The organism is Ruegeria sp. G2 (genome assembly GCF_056533505.1).
Window position 1 is genome coordinate 277,112 of record NZ_JBQFON010000003.1, and the last position, 18,534, is coordinate 295,645.

Annotated in this window: 15 protein-coding genes and 1 pseudogene; 13 read left to right on the top strand and 3 right to left on the bottom strand. The window is 56.4% G+C overall.

The window, feature by feature from the left end; all coding sequences use genetic code 11:
- The first annotated feature begins 15 nt into the window (after nucleotides 1-15).
- The 9 genes and pseudogenes from ACR0DU_RS08400 (at nucleotide 16) to ACR0DU_RS08440 (ending at nucleotide 10,318) form a co-directional block, all read left to right on the top strand.
- The gene (locus ACR0DU_RS08400) at nucleotides 16-1,464 is read left to right on the top strand and encodes a biotin carboxylase (RefSeq protein WP_480873603.1); all 1,449 of its coding nucleotides are present in this window, start codon (nucleotides 16-18) and stop codon (nucleotides 1,462-1,464) included.
- Nucleotides 1,465-1,472: 8 nt separating this feature from the next.
- The gene (locus ACR0DU_RS08405; protein WP_170780547.1) at nucleotides 1,473-2,465 is read left to right on the top strand and encodes a C45 family autoproteolytic acyltransferase/hydrolase; all 993 of its coding nucleotides are present in this window, start codon (nucleotides 1,473-1,475) and stop codon (nucleotides 2,463-2,465) included.
- 61 nt (nucleotides 2,466-2,526) lie between these two features.
- Nucleotides 2,527-3,234 (top strand): annotated as a pseudogene (locus ACR0DU_RS08410) (IS6 family transposase).
- 297 nt (nucleotides 3,235-3,531) lie between these two features.
- The gene (locus tag ACR0DU_RS08415; protein WP_480873605.1) at nucleotides 3,532-5,631 is read left to right on the top strand and encodes a hydantoinase/oxoprolinase family protein; all 2,100 of its coding nucleotides are present in this window, start codon (nucleotides 3,532-3,534) and stop codon (nucleotides 5,629-5,631) included.
- Nucleotides 5,628-7,277 (top strand): hydantoinase B/oxoprolinase family protein, encoded by a 1,650-nt coding sequence (locus ACR0DU_RS08420; protein ID WP_480873607.1) that lies wholly within the window; start codon nucleotides 5,628-5,630, stop codon nucleotides 7,275-7,277. The genes ACR0DU_RS08415 and ACR0DU_RS08420 overlap by 4 nt, the downstream gene beginning before the upstream one ends.
- On the top strand, nucleotides 7,274-8,356 hold the full coding sequence (locus tag ACR0DU_RS08425; RefSeq protein WP_480873609.1) for a pyridoxal phosphate-dependent aminotransferase: 1,083 nt from the start codon (nucleotides 7,274-7,276) through the stop codon (nucleotides 8,354-8,356). Before ACR0DU_RS08420 ends, ACR0DU_RS08425 begins: the two co-directional genes overlap by 4 nt.
- Nucleotides 8,353-9,096, top strand: a complete 744-nt coding sequence (locus tag ACR0DU_RS08430) for a maleate cis-trans isomerase family protein (protein WP_480873611.1) — start codon at nucleotides 8,353-8,355, stop codon at nucleotides 9,094-9,096. Before ACR0DU_RS08425 ends, ACR0DU_RS08430 begins: the two co-directional genes overlap by 4 nt.
- Before the next feature lie 41 nt (nucleotides 9,097-9,137).
- Nucleotides 9,138-9,296 carry a hypothetical protein gene (locus ACR0DU_RS08435; RefSeq protein WP_480873612.1) on the top strand — a complete coding sequence of 53 codons (159 nt, stop codon included), beginning with the start codon at nucleotides 9,138-9,140 and terminating at the stop codon, nucleotides 9,294-9,296.
- Nucleotides 9,297-9,349: 53 nt separating this feature from the next.
- Nucleotides 9,350-10,318, top strand: coding sequence for a D-2-hydroxyacid dehydrogenase (locus ACR0DU_RS08440; RefSeq protein ID WP_480873614.1), 969 nt, complete (start codon nucleotides 9,350-9,352; stop codon nucleotides 10,316-10,318).
- Between the two features lie 220 nt (nucleotides 10,319-10,538).
- Here the strand turns inward: ACR0DU_RS08440 and ACR0DU_RS08445 are convergent, their stop codons facing one another.
- Together ACR0DU_RS08445 and ACR0DU_RS08450 are read right to left on the bottom strand one after the other, a co-directional pair.
- Nucleotides 10,539-11,294, bottom strand: coding sequence for a globin domain-containing protein (locus tag ACR0DU_RS08445; protein ID WP_170781926.1), 756 nt, complete (start codon nucleotides 11,292-11,294; stop codon nucleotides 10,539-10,541).
- A 58-nt stretch (nucleotides 11,295-11,352) separates the two neighbouring features.
- Nucleotides 11,353-12,474: an NAD(P)/FAD-dependent oxidoreductase gene (locus tag ACR0DU_RS08450; protein WP_480873779.1), complete on the bottom strand. Its 1,122-nt coding sequence runs from the start codon at nucleotides 12,472-12,474 to the stop codon at nucleotides 11,353-11,355.
- 41 nt (nucleotides 12,475-12,515) lie between these two features.
- Between ACR0DU_RS08450 and ACR0DU_RS08455 the strand changes: the two genes are divergently transcribed.
- Nucleotides 12,516-12,869 (top strand): winged helix-turn-helix transcriptional regulator, encoded by a 354-nt coding sequence (locus ACR0DU_RS08455; protein WP_170781924.1) that lies wholly within the window; start codon nucleotides 12,516-12,518, stop codon nucleotides 12,867-12,869.
- Nucleotides 12,870-12,973: 104 nt separating this feature from the next.
- Here the strand turns inward: ACR0DU_RS08455 and ACR0DU_RS08460 are convergent, their stop codons facing one another.
- Nucleotides 12,974-13,987, bottom strand: coding sequence for a LacI family DNA-binding transcriptional regulator (locus tag ACR0DU_RS08460; protein WP_170781923.1), 1,014 nt, complete (start codon nucleotides 13,985-13,987; stop codon nucleotides 12,974-12,976).
- 104 nt (nucleotides 13,988-14,091) lie between these two features.
- Between ACR0DU_RS08460 and ACR0DU_RS08465 the strand changes: the two genes are divergently transcribed.
- The 3 genes from ACR0DU_RS08465 to ACR0DU_RS08475 all read left to right on the top strand — a co-directional run bounded on the left by ACR0DU_RS08465 (nucleotide 14,092) and on the right by ACR0DU_RS08475 (nucleotide 18,531).
- On the top strand, nucleotides 14,092-16,413 hold the full coding sequence (locus tag ACR0DU_RS08465; RefSeq protein WP_480873617.1) for a DUF1989 domain-containing protein: 2,322 nt from the start codon (nucleotides 14,092-14,094) through the stop codon (nucleotides 16,411-16,413).
- A gap of 35 nt (nucleotides 16,414-16,448) precedes the next feature.
- A complete protein-coding gene (locus ACR0DU_RS08470; protein ID WP_480873619.1) occupies nucleotides 16,449-17,417 on the top strand; it encodes an ABC transporter substrate-binding protein in 969 nt (322 codons plus the stop codon).
- A gap of 64 nt (nucleotides 17,418-17,481) precedes the next feature.
- Nucleotides 17,482-18,531, top strand: coding sequence for a quaternary amine ABC transporter ATP-binding protein (locus ACR0DU_RS08475; protein WP_480873621.1), 1,050 nt, complete (start codon nucleotides 17,482-17,484; stop codon nucleotides 18,529-18,531).
- Nucleotides 18,532-18,534: the final 3 nt, after the last annotated feature.

Genomic DNA, 18,534 nt, shown 5'->3' on the forward strand with positions numbered 1-18,534 from the left:
GACTGGGAGGACCATATGCCAAAGAAGGTGCTGAAAAACATCTCGGAAATCCGCCGGTATTTTCATACCAACAAGGACCCGATCTATTTTGTATCGGCGACCAATTTTAACTTGTTGGGGCTGGATGAATGGGTGATGAACTTTACCTATATCTGCTACATGGATTGCTTTGACGGTCGACATCCGAACGTGTTCGTACCTTCCGAGATGCCGCATGACGAATTCCAGTCGATCGAAGACATCAATAACTATCTGTTGCAGCACAAAGAGGTCATTGATCTGATCAAACGGCGCGGCGGCAAGCCCAAGTTTGTCTTCTTGATGTTTGACGAAACCACCGAGGCGCTGGTTAAGGAGTTGGGTGGCCAGCTATGGTTTCCTAAGGCAAAGCTGCGCACCAAATGCGACAACAAGATCGAAACAGTTCGCATCGGTAATAAGGCGGGTGTACCTTCGGTGCCAAACACCCTGAGTGTGGTCAAAAGCTACGATCACCTGCGGAAAATCTGCGACAAGGCGGGCCTGGGCCAAGATCTGGTGCTGCAATCGGCCTTTGGCGACAGTGGCCACACGACTTTTTTCATCAAGTCCGAGACCGATTTCAAAAAGCATGAGCACGAGATCGTCGGGGAAGGCGAGATCAAGATCATGAAACGGATCGATTGTCGTGGTGCGGCGATCGAGGCCTGCGCGACGTCCGAAGGCACCATCGTCGGCCCGCTGATGACCGAGCTTGTGGGCTTCAAGGAACTCACCCCCTATCGCGGCGGCTGGTGCGGGAATGAGATTTTCTCGACCGCCTTCCCACCCAAGGCCCGCGAACAGGCGCGGCAGTTGACCTTCCAGTTCGGAGAAGAATTGCGCAAATCCGGTTATCGCGGGTATTTCGAGCTTGACTTCCTGATCGACAAGAAAAACGATGAGCTTTGGTTAGGCGAATTAAATCCCCGCATCACCGGCGCCAGTTCGATGACCAACCACGCAGCCTTTGCTCATGCCGATGCGCCACTGTTCCTGTTCCACCTGCTGGAGTTTTCGAAGAAACCGTTCGAACTGGATGTCGAGGAACTGAATGCCCGCTGGGCTGACCCGGACATGATCGACAGTTGGTCACAGATGGTGATCAAACATACCGATGACAGTGTCGACCGCATCACGCAGGCCCCGCAATCGGGGATCTACAAGATGCTGGAAGACGGGCGTGTGGTGTTTGACCGGTTCGACTATCACCGCCGCGCCGTGGGCGAGAATGAGGCGTTTTTCCTGCGCATCTCGAATGTTGGCGATTACCGCTATGAAGGGGCTGATCTGGGCATTCTGGTGACGCGCGGGCGGTCGATGACCAAAGGTTTCAAACTGACAGACAAGTCGAAAAAGTGGATCCATGGGATCACTTCGGCTTATACGGCTGAACCTCTGCCCGCGGCGCAACCGATGGAAGACCCCGCGTTCAAAATCATGTAGAAAGTCCTATGACGCTTGTTTTTCGTTCCATCGACGAGGCGCAGCCCGGTCCTAAGCTGGCCGGGCTGTTTGCCGAATACTGGCCCGCTTACCGCAAATGGTGGGCGCAAGAGGGGTATTCGGCCCGCCCCACTTATCGCGAATGTCTGCGCGCGCTGGAACAGCATATGCCCGAGATCATGCCACTGTATGAAGAGGTGGTTGAACTGGTCGGCGGCAGCGACAGCCAAGCGCGGTTTCTCAGTTTTTACTGCCCGCCGAAATACCTATCGGGGTGCAGCCAGGCGGTCTGGCGCGGCAAGACACCTATTCTGGTGCGAAACTATGATTACCACCCCAAGACCTTCGATGCCGCCTTGCTTAGAACCCGCTGGGGTGAGCGTGGCGTGATCGGGATGAGTGATGGCGTACTTGGCCTGCTCGACGGGATAAACGATGCCGGTCTGACGGTGTCGCTGACATTTGGCGGACGGCGCGAGGTGGGTGAGGGGTTCGGCGTTCCACTGATCCTGCGCTATGTTCTGCAAACCTGCGAAACAACCGCTGAAGCGGTTGAATGCCTAAGTCGTATTCCCTGCCACATGAGCTATAACGTCACCGTTTTGGACGCAAAGTACAATCATGGCACGGTGTTTCTGGCCCCCGACCGGCATCCGCAAATCTCTGACGTGCCGGTGGCGACCAACCACCAGGGCCAGGTGGAATGGTCGAAACATGCACGCTTTACCGCTACGCTCGAGCGGGAACGGTTCCTGTTGAACCGTCTCAACCAGCACCCCGAAAGCGAAAAGCGGTTTATCGACGCTTTCCTGCGTCCGCCTCTCTATTCCACGGCATTCAGCTCGGGGTTCGGGACGCTCTATACTGCTGTCTACCGACCAGCAACAAAGCAATTGCAACTGGTATGGCCAGGGACGAGCTGGGATCTGTCGTTTAGTAACTTCAGCGAAGGAAAGGTCAGCCTGATGTTGCCGAAGGCGGAGGCTGAGGACACATACTAGCCCGGGTCTTGCCAGAAGAACTTGAGTTGAGGCGGGTAGGGGTGTTGCGTAACTTTTGCCCATGACCAAACCTGCCTCCTTCAAGAACTTCAAAACCAGCCCCGAGATCATCCGCCTTGCCGTGATGCTGTACATCCGTTTCCCGCTCTCGCTTCGGACTGTTGAAGATCTGCTGCACGAGCGAGGCGTCGACGTGAGCCACGAAACTGTCCGATATTGGTGGAACAGGTTTGGTCTGGTGTTTGCTTCCGAGATCCTAAGAAAGCGTGTTCAGCAACTGCGCGCCTTCTCCAAATAGAAGTGGCACGTGGATGAGGTTCTTGTGAAGGTGAATGGCAAGCGGCATTATTTTTGGCAGGCCGTTGATCACGAAGGCGAGATGCTGGAAGCCGTTGTTACCAAACGCTGAAACAAAGCTGTAGCACTTAAACTCCTCAGGAAATTGATGAAGCAATACGATAAAGCGGAAAACGTCGTCACGGACCGCTTCACCTCCTACACAGCCGCGCTCAGAGAGCTGGGCGCCAATGAAATACAGCAGACCGGCAGGTGGCTCAAAAACCGCGTCGAGAATTCACATCTTCCTTTCCGACGGCGTGAACGCACGATGCTACGTTTCAAGCGCATGCGAAATCGGCAGAAGTTCGCCTCCGTTCATTCCTCCGTCTACAACCACTTCAACCAGGAAAGATTGCTAGCCAGCCGAGACACCTTCAAGCTGACCCGCGTCGCCGCTCTCGCCGAGTGGCGTGGTCTTTTTGCCGAATAAAGGACAGCTCTACTGGCCTAGCTGAGACTGGTTCAAATTCGTCTGTCAGCACCCGCAAGCTTGCGGGACATGTCCACATTTTTGTTGACGTCAGTCCGGTACTCGGGCAGCGTTTTGGGCATGGAAAAGAGCAAGCGCGGCCAAACATGGCGCAAATCATGATTGCAAAACTGGGACGTCGGGAAACCGGCTGTGATCTGGTCGTCTAAACTGACGCTGGTAATGAACCGATTTGGCTTTTTGCTGGACCGGGCATCCTCATCTCTTTTGCCTCTCCTGATTTTCTGGTTTTTCTAGATGCACAACAAGAACGGGTTGCGCCTTGCCGTTGATATTGGCGGTACATTTACCGATACGGTTTTGGTCGATGAGCAGGGTCATATCCTTGCCACTGCCAAAACACCGACCACCCCGAAAAACCCGACACTTGGGGCGCTTGCGGGTGCTAAGTACGTATTGGACAAAACCGGGGCGGACTGGCCTCAGATCAGCGGCTTTATCCATGGCACGACACTGGCCACCAATGCGTTGATCGAGCGCCGTGGAGCAGTTGTGGCGACTGTGACGAGCGAAGGGTTTCGTGACATTCTCGAGATCGCCTATGAGCGCCGCTACAACCAATATGAGATCAATCTCGTTAAACCTGATCTGATCGTGCCGCGTGCGCACGCTTTTACGATTAAAGGCCGAATCGACGCGCGCGGGCAAGAGTTGCAGCCGTTCGATGAAGAGGCTGTTTCCCGACTGGCTGAAGAGCTTTCTGCTTGCGGCGCCGAGGCCGTGGCTATTTGCCTTATGCATGCCTATGCCAACCCGACACATGAGTTGCGGCTGCGAGAACTTCTGCTGGCGGCGCTACCCGATCTAACGATTTCGCTATCGCATGAGGTCAGCCCCGAGGCGCGCGAGTTCGACCGGCTCTCAACTACTATAGCCAACGCATATATCCAGCCTCAGATGGAAAGCTACCTGGCTGATTTCCAAGCGCGGTTTAGCGATAAGGGGTTGCGATGCCCGATCCTGATGATGACTGCGGGTGGGGGCATGACCACGATGCAAACCGCCGCGCGCCTGCCGATCCGACTTGTAGAATCCGGTCCTGCAGGGGGCGCCATTCTGGCTGCGCGCATCGCCGCCGAGACCGGCGAGCGCGAAGTGCTGAGTTTCGACATGGGCGGTACGACTGCCAAGCTGTGCCTGATCGACCAATATCGCCCGCAGACAGCCCGAAAATTCGAAATCGCGCGTGCGGCGCGTTTCATCAAGGGTTCGGGTATGCCTGTACGTATTCCGGTGATCGAAATGATCGAGATTGGAGCAGGTGGCGGTTCGATCGCGCATGTGGATCGGTTAGGCCGCTTGCAGGTCGGGCCCGAAAGTGCGGGATCCGAGCCCGGACCCGCCGCCTTTGCCAAGGGTGGAACCAATCCGACGGTAACAGATGCCGATGTGGTGCTGGGGCTGATTGAACCCGGGCGTTTTGCTGAGGGACGGCTTGGGATCGATACGGACGCGGCTGAAACTGCGCTTGCGTCGGGGATCGGGCAGGCGCTGGAGCTAAACAGCGCACAGGTCGCCCATGGGGTCAGCGAGATCGTGGATGAGAACATGGCTGCCGCAGGGCGGATGCATGCGGTGGAATCTGGCAAGGATCTGGGCGCTCGGTTGATGATCGCTTTTGGTGGCAATGGCCCCCTGCACGCCACAAGGGTGGCGCGGCGTGCACAAGTCGATCGCATTCTGGTCCCGCGTGATCCAGGGGTAGGTTCGGCGGTGGGGTTCCTATTTGCTCCGGTCTCGTTTGAAATCATCCGCTCGCGCTATAGCACCCTTGAGGCGCTCGACCTTGAGGGGCTTAATGCCTTCTTCGATGCAATGATCAGTGAGGCTGAGGCCGTTGTGAGGGCTGGCGCACCAGAAGGGCGACTAACCCGGCAAAGGCAGGCTTTCATGCGCTATCATGGGCAAGGGCATGAGATTGAAATCACGCTACCTGACCGGGCTTTGAAAGAGGCGGATATTCCTGCGCTTCGCCAGACGTTCGAGGAGGAATACAGCCGCCAATTCAGCCGCGCAGTGCCGGGCATGACTATCGAGGTTCTGAATTGGGCGCTGGAAGTAACATCAGAGCCGTCCGCGCTGGAACATTATCCTGAGACGCTTGAGAAAAAGCCTGCGCGGCCAGATGGACAGCGGCGCATCCTGTGTGATGTCACCGGTGAGTGGCGCGAGGCCGATATCCACGAGCGCGCAGCGCTCAGGCCCGGCGACCAAGTGAGCGGGCCTGCCCTGATCATTGAGCCGCAGACCACGACATTCGTCAGCGCGGATTTCTCAGCCCATTTGGATGGCGGCAGCAACATTTGGCTCATACGCAAACGGGAGGGCAACCGATGAGCACCGCGAATACTCGCCTGCAGGTCATGTGGAATCGGCTATTGGCCGTGGTAGAGGAACAGGGTCAGGCGCTGATACGCGCAGCTTTCAGCCCCATCGTGCGCGAATGTGGTGATATTTCCGCTGGCATATTCGATCTGCAGGGCCGAATGCTGGCCCAGGCCGTGACCGGCACGCCTGGCCATATCAACACCATGGCTGAAGCAGTCAAAACACTGCGTAGCCGCTTTCAGCTTCAGGATATGAGACCCGGCGACATTTACTTAACGAATGATCCATGGATAGCTTCTGGGCACCTGAACGATTTCCTGCTGATGATGCCGGTGTTTTTTCGGGATCAGGTGGTCGGGTTTACCTCCTGCACCTCGCATTTAGTCGATCTAGGCGGGCTGGGCATGGGGCCAGAGGGCGCTGACATCTTTGACGAGGGGCTGCTCATTCCTCCTTGTAAGCTAGTGGATACGGGCAATCTAAACACACTTCTGATGGAGATAGTCAAAGCCAACTCTCGCGAACCCGTCGCCAATGAAGGCGATATCTATGCGCTGATCGCGTGTTGCGAGACTGGTGCCGCGCGACTTGCCGGCATGATGGATGAGTTCGGTATCGACCATCTGGACGAACTAGCCGACTACATCATCGATACTTCATATCGTGGCACCGTTGAGGCCATTGCCCAGCTTCCCGAGGGGACGTGGCACACTGTGCTGAAGGTAGACGGGTATGAGCAGGAGATTGATCTTCATGCGACCCTGACCATCGGCAAAGATTACGTTAATCTGGATTTCAGCGGCACTTCCGGCCTGTCAAAAAAGGGTATCAACGTGCCGCTCAATTACGCCACCGCATATTCGGTGTTTGCCCTTCGCTGTATTATCGGGCCGGACATTCCCAACAATGCGGGCTCGCTTGAGCCATTCCACGTTACGGGGCCAAAGAACTGTATTCTGAACGCCCAAGCACCCGCACCGGTCGCCATGCGCCATACACTGGGGCAGATGACACCCGATTTGATCTATGGCTGCCTGTCGCAGGCGCTGCCGGATTCTGTCCCGGCCGAGGGGGCATCATGCATGTATGACCTGCCGCTACGCCATGCGCCCGAGGCGGTGTCTCGTGGGGATGAGCAGTTTGCGCTGGAGCTTGTATTCAGCGGTGGAACCGGGGCGCGGCCTGATCTGGATGGGCTCTCGGCTACCGCCTTTCCGTCGGGTGTCTGGGGAAGTCAGGTGGAAACGACCGAAGCGGTCGCGCCTGTCCTGATCACACGGCGCGAGCTCATTCCGGACAGCGGCGGACCCGGGCGAACACGCGGCGGCTTAGGTCAACATATCGAAGTACGCTCGTCGCAGGACGAAGAATTCATGGTGTTTCTTTCGGTCGAGCGTGTCTTAAACCCTGCGCGCGGGCGTCAGGGAGGGGGTCCTGGCGCACCGGGGCGCATCCGCATCGGCCATGACGGACCAGATCTGCCTGGAAAAGGAGAGGTTCGGGTGAAGGCAGGAGAAACCTTGCTTTTCGAAACTCCGGGTGGTGGCGGTTTTGGAGATCCGCATGAGCGTAGTCGGAACGACGTTCGCCGCGATCTGGACGAAGGACTGATCAGTCAAGAAGCTGCGCGCGATATCTATGGGTACAAACCATGATCCGCTCGGTTGGGCATATATCCGCGATGTCACCTTATGCGCTGGCTCAGCTTGATGCACCGAAGGGGAAGCCCCTGATTTCGCTCTCTCAAAATGAAAGCCTACGCCCTCCCAGTCCCCTCGCGATTGACGCGGCCGAAAAAGCGCTGGAAGCCGGACATCTCTACCCCGACCCGGACTGGGGGGAGCTTCGCGCCGCGTTGGCGAGGCTTCATGGTATCCCTGCCGATGGCATCCTGTGTGGCTGTGGCTCGATGGAGCTGATTTCATGCATCACACAAGCGTTTGCGGATGAGCACAATTCGGTACTGGCCCCGGCGCATGCCTACCCGTTTTTCCGAACTGCCGCGCAGATAGCACGAGCGCGCTATGACGACGCTCCGGAAGAAGACAAGCGCGTTTCAGTCGATGCGTTGCTTGCAGCTATCCGGGACGACACCCGTATCGTTTTCGTTGCCAATCCCGGCAATCCTACCGGCTCCCGCATCCCGCGCGCCGAACTGGTACGTCTGCGCGAAGGCTTGCCGCGCGATACCCTACTGGTGGTCGACGAAGCATATGGCGAGTTCACAGATCATATAAGAGAGCCCGTGTTCGATCTGGTCGAACGCGGCGATACGGTGGTTCTGCGTACCTTCTCTAAGGCGTATGGTTTGGCCGGGATGCGCGTAGGTTGGGGCTTGTTTCCACTTGAAATCGCCCGAGAGCTTCGCAAGGTGATGAACCCCAACAACATCACGATTGCCGGCCAGGCTGCTGCAACAGCTGCGCTCTTGGATCAAGGATATATGCGCGAAACCTGTCGGGAAACGGCGAGATTGCGCGACGGATTGCGCCAACGGCTGCTTCAGGCCGGGCTAAATGTGCCTGAAAGTTTTACCAATTTCGTCCTGATCCATATGGAAAGCCCTGAAGCGGCGCACCACGCCGATCATGCCCTTCGGGCAGAGGGCGTGTTTTTGCGCCCGCAAGCCGGAGCTGGGCTTGCCGATTGCCTACGTGTAACCATCGGTGTCGCGGATCAAATCGACGTTGCTGCGAGCCTTCTGGAGCGCCTGGTAAAGGAGGGATTATCATGACGAATTCTCGTGGGCGTGCCCGATTTGGTGTTCTGGTGCCTTTCACCAATACAAATCTCGAACCCGACATGACACTGTTGCGCCCCGATGGCGTGTCGATGCATTTCGCCCGTATGGGGGGCTATGATCAGGACATGGTCCCCGATGCAGACCAGATGCACGGGCTGGGCGCAGCGGATTTGGACGAGTCGCTGCATCTGTTGCAGGGTGTACGTCCGGATGTGATCCTTTATGGTTGTACCTCGGCTACGCTTACGCACGGCCCGGTATTTGACCGAGGGCTTTCTGAACGGATCAAAGCCACGAGTGGTGCCCAAACTGTGACGGCGGCAGGCGCTTTGGTACACGCGCTGACCACACTGGGGGTGGGGCGTATCGGCTTTGCCTCGCCCTATGTGCCCACGATCAATGACATGGCCGTCGAATTTCTGGCACAAATGGGTGTTGAAACCTTGATCCGCTCAGAGGTGGACAGTGATTTGGACAACTACGGACAGGGCGAACTGGACCCGCAGGCAGTGTTCGATTTGGGCCTTGCCGCCAACCATCCCGAGGCCGATGCGATTGTGCTGTCTTGCACTGACATGCGCAGCGTCGAGATCATCGCCCATTTAGAGCAAGCAGTGGGCAAACCAGTAATCACGTCTAATCAAGCAATGGCTTTCCGTGCGATGCAGCTTGCTGGAATCGGCGAAGCCTTGCCGGGTTTCGGTCAGCTTTTGGAAAGAGAGCGGCTATGAGTTTTGACCGGGTCGCTGAGCTCTCGCTCGCATGCTAGGACATGCTGCGAGGTGCTCTCAACTTGGGCGTAGCGCTGCTGATCGACACGGTTCGCATGGTAGCCGCTGCAACAGGTGCGATGGCAGGGCGAGTCACTGTGGATTGTGCCTTTGCCACTCGCGGCACCGCGAAAGATGCTAGGGCGGTTGATGCGGCCTGAGACCAATTTTAGTGAAATGGAACAGCATGTCCGTGCTCTCGTGGAGGAAAACCATGTCTGACACCCCGCGTATCATTCTGCACAACAGCGACACGGAACCGCTTGCCGAAAGCTTGTGCGCCGCATTCCCAAAAGCAGATTATCGTGAATGCAACAGCTATGAGGGTCTTCCTACGCTGATCGACAGCTATAAGCCCGAGGTCGTCTATTCGGTTCGTTTCGCGGGCACGCCTGGCTATCCGCGCGACGCGCTGTTTGGCCCGCAAGGCCCAAGTTGGATTGCCAATGGTGGGGCGGGTACTGATCATTACGGCCAGTGGGACCCTCAAAGGACTATCGTGACCAATGCTGCGGGTGTGGCCGCTGGGATGATGGCGGAATATATCTTTGGCGGGTTTTTGCATTTTACCCTGGATGTGCCTGGTCTGCAGAAAGACAAGGCTGCGCGGCACTGGAACGCGCGTACGGTCAGGCCGTTGGCGGGCAAAACACTCCTGATCATCGGGCTGGGTCATACCGGTCAGGCGGTGGCGGCGCGCGCCAAGGCCTTTGGAATGAAAGTCTTGGGAACCCGCGCGCGCCCCAAGCCGATGAAAAATGTCGATGAGGTGCACGCAGCGGATGAACTGCATGACCTTCTGCCATTTGCGGATTTCATTGCAGTCTCGACCCCACTAATTCCAGCGACACGTGGCTTGGTCGGTGCGCGAGAGATTGCGGCGATGAAGCAAGGCGTCATCCTCGCGGATGTTTCACGCGGCGGTGTAGTGGATCAAGCTGTCCTTCACGTAGCACTGAGTGCAGGTCATGTGGCGGCGGCGGTACTGGACGTGTTCGAAACCGAGCCTCTTCCCGAAACAAGCCCGCTCTGGGCTCTTGAGAACGTGGTCATCTCACCGCATTGCTCATCGGTTTATACCGAATGGGAACAGGCTTCTTTTGAGCTGTTTATTCAGAACCTGGATCGCTGGATACGCGGCGAGAGATTGGTCAATATCGTGAACCCTGTGCGTGGATACTAAAGAAAATGACCTGACCTGTAGCCTGTTTGGTTCGGAGCGCATGTTTTCTTCCGGATCAAATTTCAAGCCAAGCTAAATAGCGGCTCTTGCCAAGCGGCGCGGTTTCTGCACGGCACAAGGGACAATCATCGGAACCGGTCTGGCAGCTTCAACATAAGTGATTGTTATGCTGCCAGCTGTTTCGGCTGGGTGATATGGTGTCTGGATTGGATTGCAGGTGTCACATCATCAACGCTTTTTCAACAAGCGCCTGTTTGTCCGGATATCGGGACACGTCCACGCCGTGCTCAACCAGCGCGTCGCTTAGCTCTTGCGTGCTCAAGTTTTCGATTGCGGCGGTCGTCATTCTCAGGAAGTTTATCCGGCGCTTTAGCTGTCCGTTCGTTTCACCAAAAATGTGCCGATCGTGGAAAGCGAATTCTTCGGCGTATTTTGTCATGAAGTATGACAGGAACGTGTTGAGGCTGATCCGCACGCGTGGATCGTCTGTGAGCAGGTCCGCAGAGGCATCTAACGTCTGTCGCATCAGGGTGGTCCATCTTTCTGCCCCCTTGTCATTCATCAGAGCCATAGCATTATGCGCGTGATGAAAGTTCAACCGGAACTCAGCGCCGTGGTAATAGGCGCCACCCCCCATGACATCGATCCACATGGAGGCCTGGGTCGCAACATGATGGTGCAATCCCCCAACCCTTTCGAAGACGGATGTGAACCAAGGCTCATCGGCAAACACGCGTTCATAGAATCTGGTGACTACGCCAACAATTGCATCTTGTCCCAAGACAGAGAATAGCTGCCAGAACTGAATCGGCTTTGAGGTGTCGCCCGGTGCAGTTAGCGAAACAACCTCTGCCATGCGGTGGGCTTCAGCGGGCAGCAGTCCATTTTCGATCGCAGCTGTGATATATGCCTGCTGAACGCGCTCACTCATATACCCGTGGCTGGTTGGAAATTTCGGAAGGTCGACACGTGTCATTAGTTTATTTCCTGGCGGTCTCTTGTCGGGAGGTGAATTGTGGGGCATTCAGCCGATCCTATCGCCAGAACGCCTTGCGATACTTCGAAATAAAAAGGTCTTTTCCCTTCATCTGGCGCGTGACCCAATCGCCAACAGTCGCAAATAGCCAGCTGTTCCCGATTTTGGGACCAAGGGGCAGTAAGATCGGGGCTTTTTTCCATGGCACATATGGCTTTAGATCCTCGATCGCCTGGCCTTTCAGTGCTTGTTTCAAGGTTTTGATCAGCCACGGATTCTGTCGGGATATTGCCACAATGGTCATGCCGTCACCGATATCGGCAATGTCCCCTGCGATGAAGACGTTAGGGTGCTCGGAAGGGCGTAACCATTTGTCGGTTCGAATCCGGCCAGAAGGTGCCGTGGCGACCCCGGAAAGCGATTGCGCCAAAGCCGTATTCGGTCTGGATCCGATCACAGGAAACACCAGATCAGCACTAATCACCCGGCCATCGGTCAACTTGACCGACCCGGCATAGGGTCTGTCCAGGTGTAGCAAGTTTTCCGCTCTTTGGCCCAGAACGATGTTCACGCCTGCGCGTTCCAGCTTGCGTTTCAACTGCGCGCCCAACTTTGCCGGGTACATTGGAAACAAAGTGTTATCTGAAGAAACCAATGTGATGTCCTTGTCGGGTTGAGCTGCGGCGATTTCCCCTGCCAACTCGGTGCCGACCGCACCTGCTCCGACGATGACAACCGATTTTGCTGACGCCAATTGCAAACTAACCTCAGCACTCGCCTCGCGAAAATCCTTAATGCTGTTCCCTTCGGGCTTGAAAGGCGCGGCATAGGACGAACCTGTCGCCAGGACGATGTAATCGGCGGGATAGATGGTTCCGTCTTCTAACGTAATTTCGGATTGTGTAACCTTTGAGGCCCGACCGCGAATGACGCGTCCGTGCATCAGTAAACGATCATAGGGCAGAATGATCTGATCCAACAATTCGGGCTGCAAAAGTGCACGAATGGTCGCTGGCGGCTGCACAAAGGCTTCGCGCTGCTCGATCAGCGTGACATCAGCGTATCCATCCAGTGCTTTGGCGACCTCAAAGCCAACATATCCACCGCCGACAATCACGACTTTCTTCTGAGTCATCTTCTTCCTCGTTGCGTTCCGTAAGTCTGAGGCGTAGTTAAAAATACAAGATCAAAGCGACAAGTACGGTCATATAGGATACCGCTATGGCAACGCTCGAACCAGATGAAAACTGTCTGATTGAGCCACTGATAGAGGCGATCTCGGGCAAGTGGAAACTCTTGATCATCTATTGGCTGGCGCAGGAAACCTCTCGGTTTAATCAGCTTCAGCGCAACCTCGGAAGCATCACCCACCGCACGCTTACCCGACAACTTGGCGAGCTACAGGACGCTGGCTTTGTGTCCCGCAAGGACTTTCGGACTATCCCTCCACATGTGGAATACAGTCTGACCTCATTGGGGCAAAGTCTGATCCCATTGTTACAGGCCATGCATGAATGGGCGGCCACAAACGCGGGTAAAATGGCAGATCAGAAAGACAACAAGGAGCGCATTTAGTTGCGTACGTCCCGGCAGTAATTGCATCCTTTCAACAGTTGCTTTCGGGACACTGAAGCCCGATACCGAACGGGTCGGCCAATGTCTGGTCTGGCCCACTTGCCTCAACAACGTTTTGTAGAGTTCCGAACAACGAGTTGTGTAAACAGCTCTTCGGATTCGGGCGCCTGATGAGATGTGATCCAGTTGGCAAGCGCATCCGCTGCGCGTTCACCCATCTGAGAAACCGGTAAATGTACGCTTGTCAGTGGCGGAACGGTCACAGACGAAGTTGGAAGATCGTCAACCCCGACCATGGAAATTTGGTCCGGGACGATGATATTTTGCGCCTGAAGACCAAGCAAAACCCCCAGGGCGACGACATCGGATAGACATAGAATTGCCGTTGGCCTGGTGCTTAGATTGCCCAAGTGTTTTGCAGCGTCTGCGCCGCCCTGATGGCTGATCTCGGTCTCGAAGGTTGAGAGCTTTCCGTCGAAGGGAAAGGCTTTGAGGCCGGTTAGGCGCGCTTGGGTACGGTCATTGTCGTTAACGGGGCCATGCACGACCGCAATGTCTCGGTGTCCGAGTTCAACAAGGTGTTTTAGGGCAAGTTGCGCCGCAGCCGCGTTATCATACCCGATGGTCGGCAGCGGGTTTTCCGGATTAAAGAAAGACGTGACGATCGTTGGCAACGACGCCCGTTCGATCAGTTCGTGAAACGCCGGGCTGTGGGTAATGCCAGTGATGATCAGTCCTTCTGCCCCGATATCCAGCAGGCTTTTGGCTTTCTCGGCTTCAATCTCTAGGCTCGCCTCGGTTGTCGCAACGATCAGAGACAACTGATGGTCTGATAGCTTACGCTCCAGAGCAGCAAGGAATCGGGCAAAGATCGCATTGTCCAGCGTAGGGACCAAAGCCCCAACAAAGCGGGTGCGGCCAGAATTGATTGCCCTGGCAGCCGCGCTAGGAACGAATTTTAGCTCGGCAATCGCGGTCTGAACTTTTTCGAGCGTTTCCTTCTTCACCACGGTCGGTTCATTAAGCACCCTGGACACCGTTGCAACGGACACGCCTGCTGCTTTTGCTACATCTCTGAGATTTGAGCGTTTTTTAGGCTCGGGGGTTTTCTGCGTCACTGATTTTAGGGCCCGTCTTGCCAATTTCCAAGTAAAGAGTTGACATATGTAACTGGTTTCATCAAGCTTTGTAACTAGTTACATTTTGGGAATCTGGCTGCGCCATGCACGGGTCTACGGTTTTACATACTTTTACTAACACGGGGTACGACGGCCCCGGTCGCCGGTTCCCGGGCTTCCAAGATGCCCCCGACACACGACAGCATGTCCTGTGTCCGCGCGAGGCGATGAAGCTGTCGATCAACCCCGGAGATTTGCTGTCAGTAGAAGGGGCTGGTTCAATGCAGCCATTGGATCTTGCTGCTTTGGCAGAGGGTGGGCAGCCGATGCTTGCGGCGCTTGGGCTGAGCCAAACCGGGTTGGTTGAATGGGACGGTTTTGACAGTGCCCAGTTCTCGGGCTGGATAGCAGCGCGGGATGGGGATCAGCGGGTTCCCTGTTGCAGATTTGATCAGTCATCCGAGCCAGTGATTATACGTGCCAGTCAGACGATGACGGTCTGGTTGATCCGACCCGTCGGAGTTGCCGGGCTAATCGAAGGCTCAGGCGCCGGAAATGTGACGGTTCTGCACAAACCCGCAGCCAAACGTGATGTGCAATTGCCGCCTTTGCTGGGGGATACACGAGACGAATTCACCATCGCTCGCGGCAGCGCCATGGCGTACGAGCTTAAAGCTGGCGAATTCGTTCAAATCATCGATGTTGAAGGTCAGCAATGTTCCGATTTCATGGCGTTGCGGGCTGATGGCCTGGACCGTGGCGAGGAATGGATGATCGACTCCACTGCCACTCGGTCCATGGTTAGACGGGCTTTTCCCGGTCCCGGTTTGCTGGATAAATTCTTTGATCGCGATATGCGCCCGTTGCTGAATGTGGTTCAGGACACTTGTGGTCAACACGATACATTCGGTCTGGCGTGCACCGCTCGCGGTTACGAAGAGAGAGGCTTTCCCAGCCATCTAAACTGTTCCGACAACATGACCAATGCTCTGGTGCCCTACGGTGTCAAAAAGCGGACCGCTTGGCCCGCAATCAACTTCTTCTGGAGCACGTGGGTTGACCCGGCTTCGCATCATATCCTGACTGAAGAATCCCGTTCACGCCCTGGTGATTATGTTGCCATGCGAGCGTTGGAGGATCTCGTCTGCACCTCGACCGCCTGTCCAGACGATATTGATCCGATCAACGGCTGGAACCCGACGGATGTGCATGTACGTATCTATCGCCCTGAAACACCGATCCGCCGTGCGGTTGCCTATCGCGAAAAGGAAGACGCCCTCATGTCGATCAGCCAGGAGTCCGCTTTTCATGACCGTCTGGCCCCGCTGACCCAGCATTTTGCGCCAGCGCGTGATCTATGGGCACCGGTCAGTTACCCGGCCCATGGTACTTTGGGTGAATATTGGGCCTGCCGCGAAGCTGTGACAGTGCAGGACATGAGCGGTCTGCGCAAATTCGACATCGTCGGCCCGGATGCCGAAGCGCTGCTGCAACTGGCCACCACTCGAAACGTGGCGAAACTGCCGGTTTGGCGTGGATCTTACACGCTGATGTGCGACGAAAGTGGATCGGTCATTGACGATGGCACCCTGTTCCGTCTGGCACCCGAAATTTTCCGTTGGTGCTGCGGGTCCGAGGAAAGCGGGCGGGTGTTGCAGGAACTGGCAGACGCGCGCGGCTTGCAAGTGCGGGTCCACGCATTGCGCGGAACGATGCCAAACCTGGCTATTCAAGGGCCGAAATCGCGCGACTTGCTACGCAAGATCGCTTTTACCCAACCGCATGTACCCAGCCTGGATCATCTAAAATGGTTCGGTGTCACCGTCGCACGGCTGAACGATCGCGAAGGTGCGCCGTTCATGCTGTCGCGATCGGGCTATACCGGCGAATTAGGGTATGAAGTTTTCTGCTCAAAATCCGATGCCGTCGCGATCTGGGATGCGGTAATGGCAGCCGGCGAAGAATTCGGGATCACCCCAATGGGTTCAGCCGCACTAGACATCATCCGGATTGAGGCAGGTCTGGCCGCCGCAAACGCCGAATTCGCACCGGGCGTCGATGCGTTCGAGGCTGGATTGGGCTTTGCGGTCGATCTGACCAAGTCTGACTTCACCGGCAAGTCGGCTCTGCAACGCAACGCACGCGACCCTCGCCGGGTGCTCAAAGGGCTGCTGATCGGTTGCGATGACGTGCCAGCCCACGGTGCCCCGGTCTACGCGGGAGAACGGCAGGTGGGTGTGGTGACCTCGGCTATACGTTCACCGATGCTGGAGCATGCGATTGCGATGGCCCGATTGTCGGTCGAGCAGGTGGAAAACGGCATTCAATTGGAGATCGGACAGCTCGACGGACGGATGAAACGCCTGTGCGCGACGGTCTCGGACATTCCATTCATAGACCCGCAACGCAAGCGGGCGCGCGCCTGATGGCGCATGCAACTCAACGAAACGGGAGAAATAATATGAAAAAAGGAATGCTAACGGCAGCATTGACCCTGACTTTGGGCGCGACAACCGCGATCGCACAGGACAAAGTGATGGTCGGTGAACCCAGCTGGCCCGGTGCCAAGATTATGAGCCGCGTCATTGGTCAGGTTATCGAAACACGTCTAGGCGGCGAAGTTGGCTATGCGCCTGGCGCCAATGCGGTGATCTTTGCAGCGATGGATGGCGGGCGTGGCGATATCGACGTGCACCCGGATGTCTGGCTGCCGAACCAGTCTTCGTTCACCGACGAGTATGTCGATCAGAAGGGCACTGTCGCGCTGTCTTCTGGCAGCTACGAGGGGCGCGCCGGCATCTGCGTGCCGAATTATATGGTTGAGGATCACAACATCCGTTCAATCTACGATCTGGCCACCCCAATGGCGCAAGAGCTCTTCGACTCGGATGGTGACGGCATGGGTGAGGTTTGGGTTGGTGCTTCGGGCTGGGCTTCAACCAACACATTTAAAGTGCGGGTGCGGGACTATGGGATCGAGACCTTCCTGACACCAACGACCGAGGATGAAACCGTGTTCTATTCGCGCTTGAAGGATCAGGTTGACCAACAGAAGGGTGCGGCCTTCTACTGCTATGCGCCGCATTACGTGCATGCTTTGTATGATGTGACAATTCTGGAAGAACCTGAACATGATGCGACCACATACAAGATGGTGCAGCCCGATCAGGACGCGGATTGGTTCAACAAGTCCCATATCAGCACCGGTGAACCGGTCAAGACCGTGACCGTCGCCCATTCCAAATCGCTTGAGCAGCGCAATCCTGCAGCGGCGTCCTTTTTGGCCAATATCGACATGGATGCCGGTGAGCTAAGCGGCCTGACTTACGAGGTCGTGGTCAAAGGGCGCGACACAGACGAGGTCGTGGCCGAGTGGATCGCCGCCAATGGCGATGCCGTCGACAGCTGGCTTGGTCTGACCACCAACTAAAACCTGTGCGCCCCCGATGATTTCGGGGGCGTTGCTCGATTCATTCAACTGCGGTGGGGTCAGTATGACAGCGGATATTGCAATCGACGCAAAAGGCGTTTGGAAGGTTTTTGGTGCGCGGTCGCAGGAAGCGTTGCAAGCCATCCACAGCGAGGGGCTGAGCAAGGCCGAAGTGCTGGAGCGCTTCAACTGCGTTGTTGGCGTCGCCGATGCAAGTTTCGAAATCGAGCGGGGTGAGTTGTTCTGCGTCATGGGCTTGTCGGGTTCGGGCAAGTCGACCCTTGTGCGCCATGTGAACCGTCTGCTGGAGCCCACGGACGGCCATATCTATCTGGATGGCGAGGACGTGATGGGCCTGAATGATGAGGGCCTGCGCGACTTGCGCAACCGGCGCGTCGCGATGGTGTTCCAGAACTTCGGCCTGATGCCCCACCGAACTGTCCGCGACAACGTAGCGATGCCGCTGGAAATCCGAGGCACCGGCAAGGCGCGCCGCTGGGAAGAAGCGGACCGGGTGCTGGAACTGGTCGAGCTCAACGGTTGGGAAGACAAATACGCTCATGAGCTGTCGGGCGGTATGCAGCAACGTGTGGGTCTGGCCCGTGCCATCGCCGCCGACCCCGAGATATTGCTGATGGACGAGCCGTTCTCGGCTCTCGACCCGCTGATCCGAAAACAGTTGCAGGACCAGTTCATGGACCTCAGCCACAAGCTGAACAAAACCACGATGTTCATCACCCACGATTTAGATGAAGCGATCCGCATCGGCCATCGTATCGCGATCATGAAGGATGGGCGCATTGTGCAGATCGGTACGCCGGAAGAGATCATCCTCAACCCTGCCGATGAGTATGTGGCCGACTTTGTGGCGGGTATCTCCAAACTCAACATGATCTTCGCCCATGCGGTGATGAAACCGGTCGAAGAGTTCGAGGCGCATCACGGCGAAGTGCCCGAAGATGCCAAAGAGGCGCATCCGGACATGGATTTGTCCGATCTGATGAACCTCTGCGTTGATGGTCATGGAGTTGTAGCCGTCACTCAGGATGGCAAGACCGTGGGTGTTATCAACCGAGCGGGTCTGATCCGCGCGATTCAGGACAGTCAAGCCTAAGGG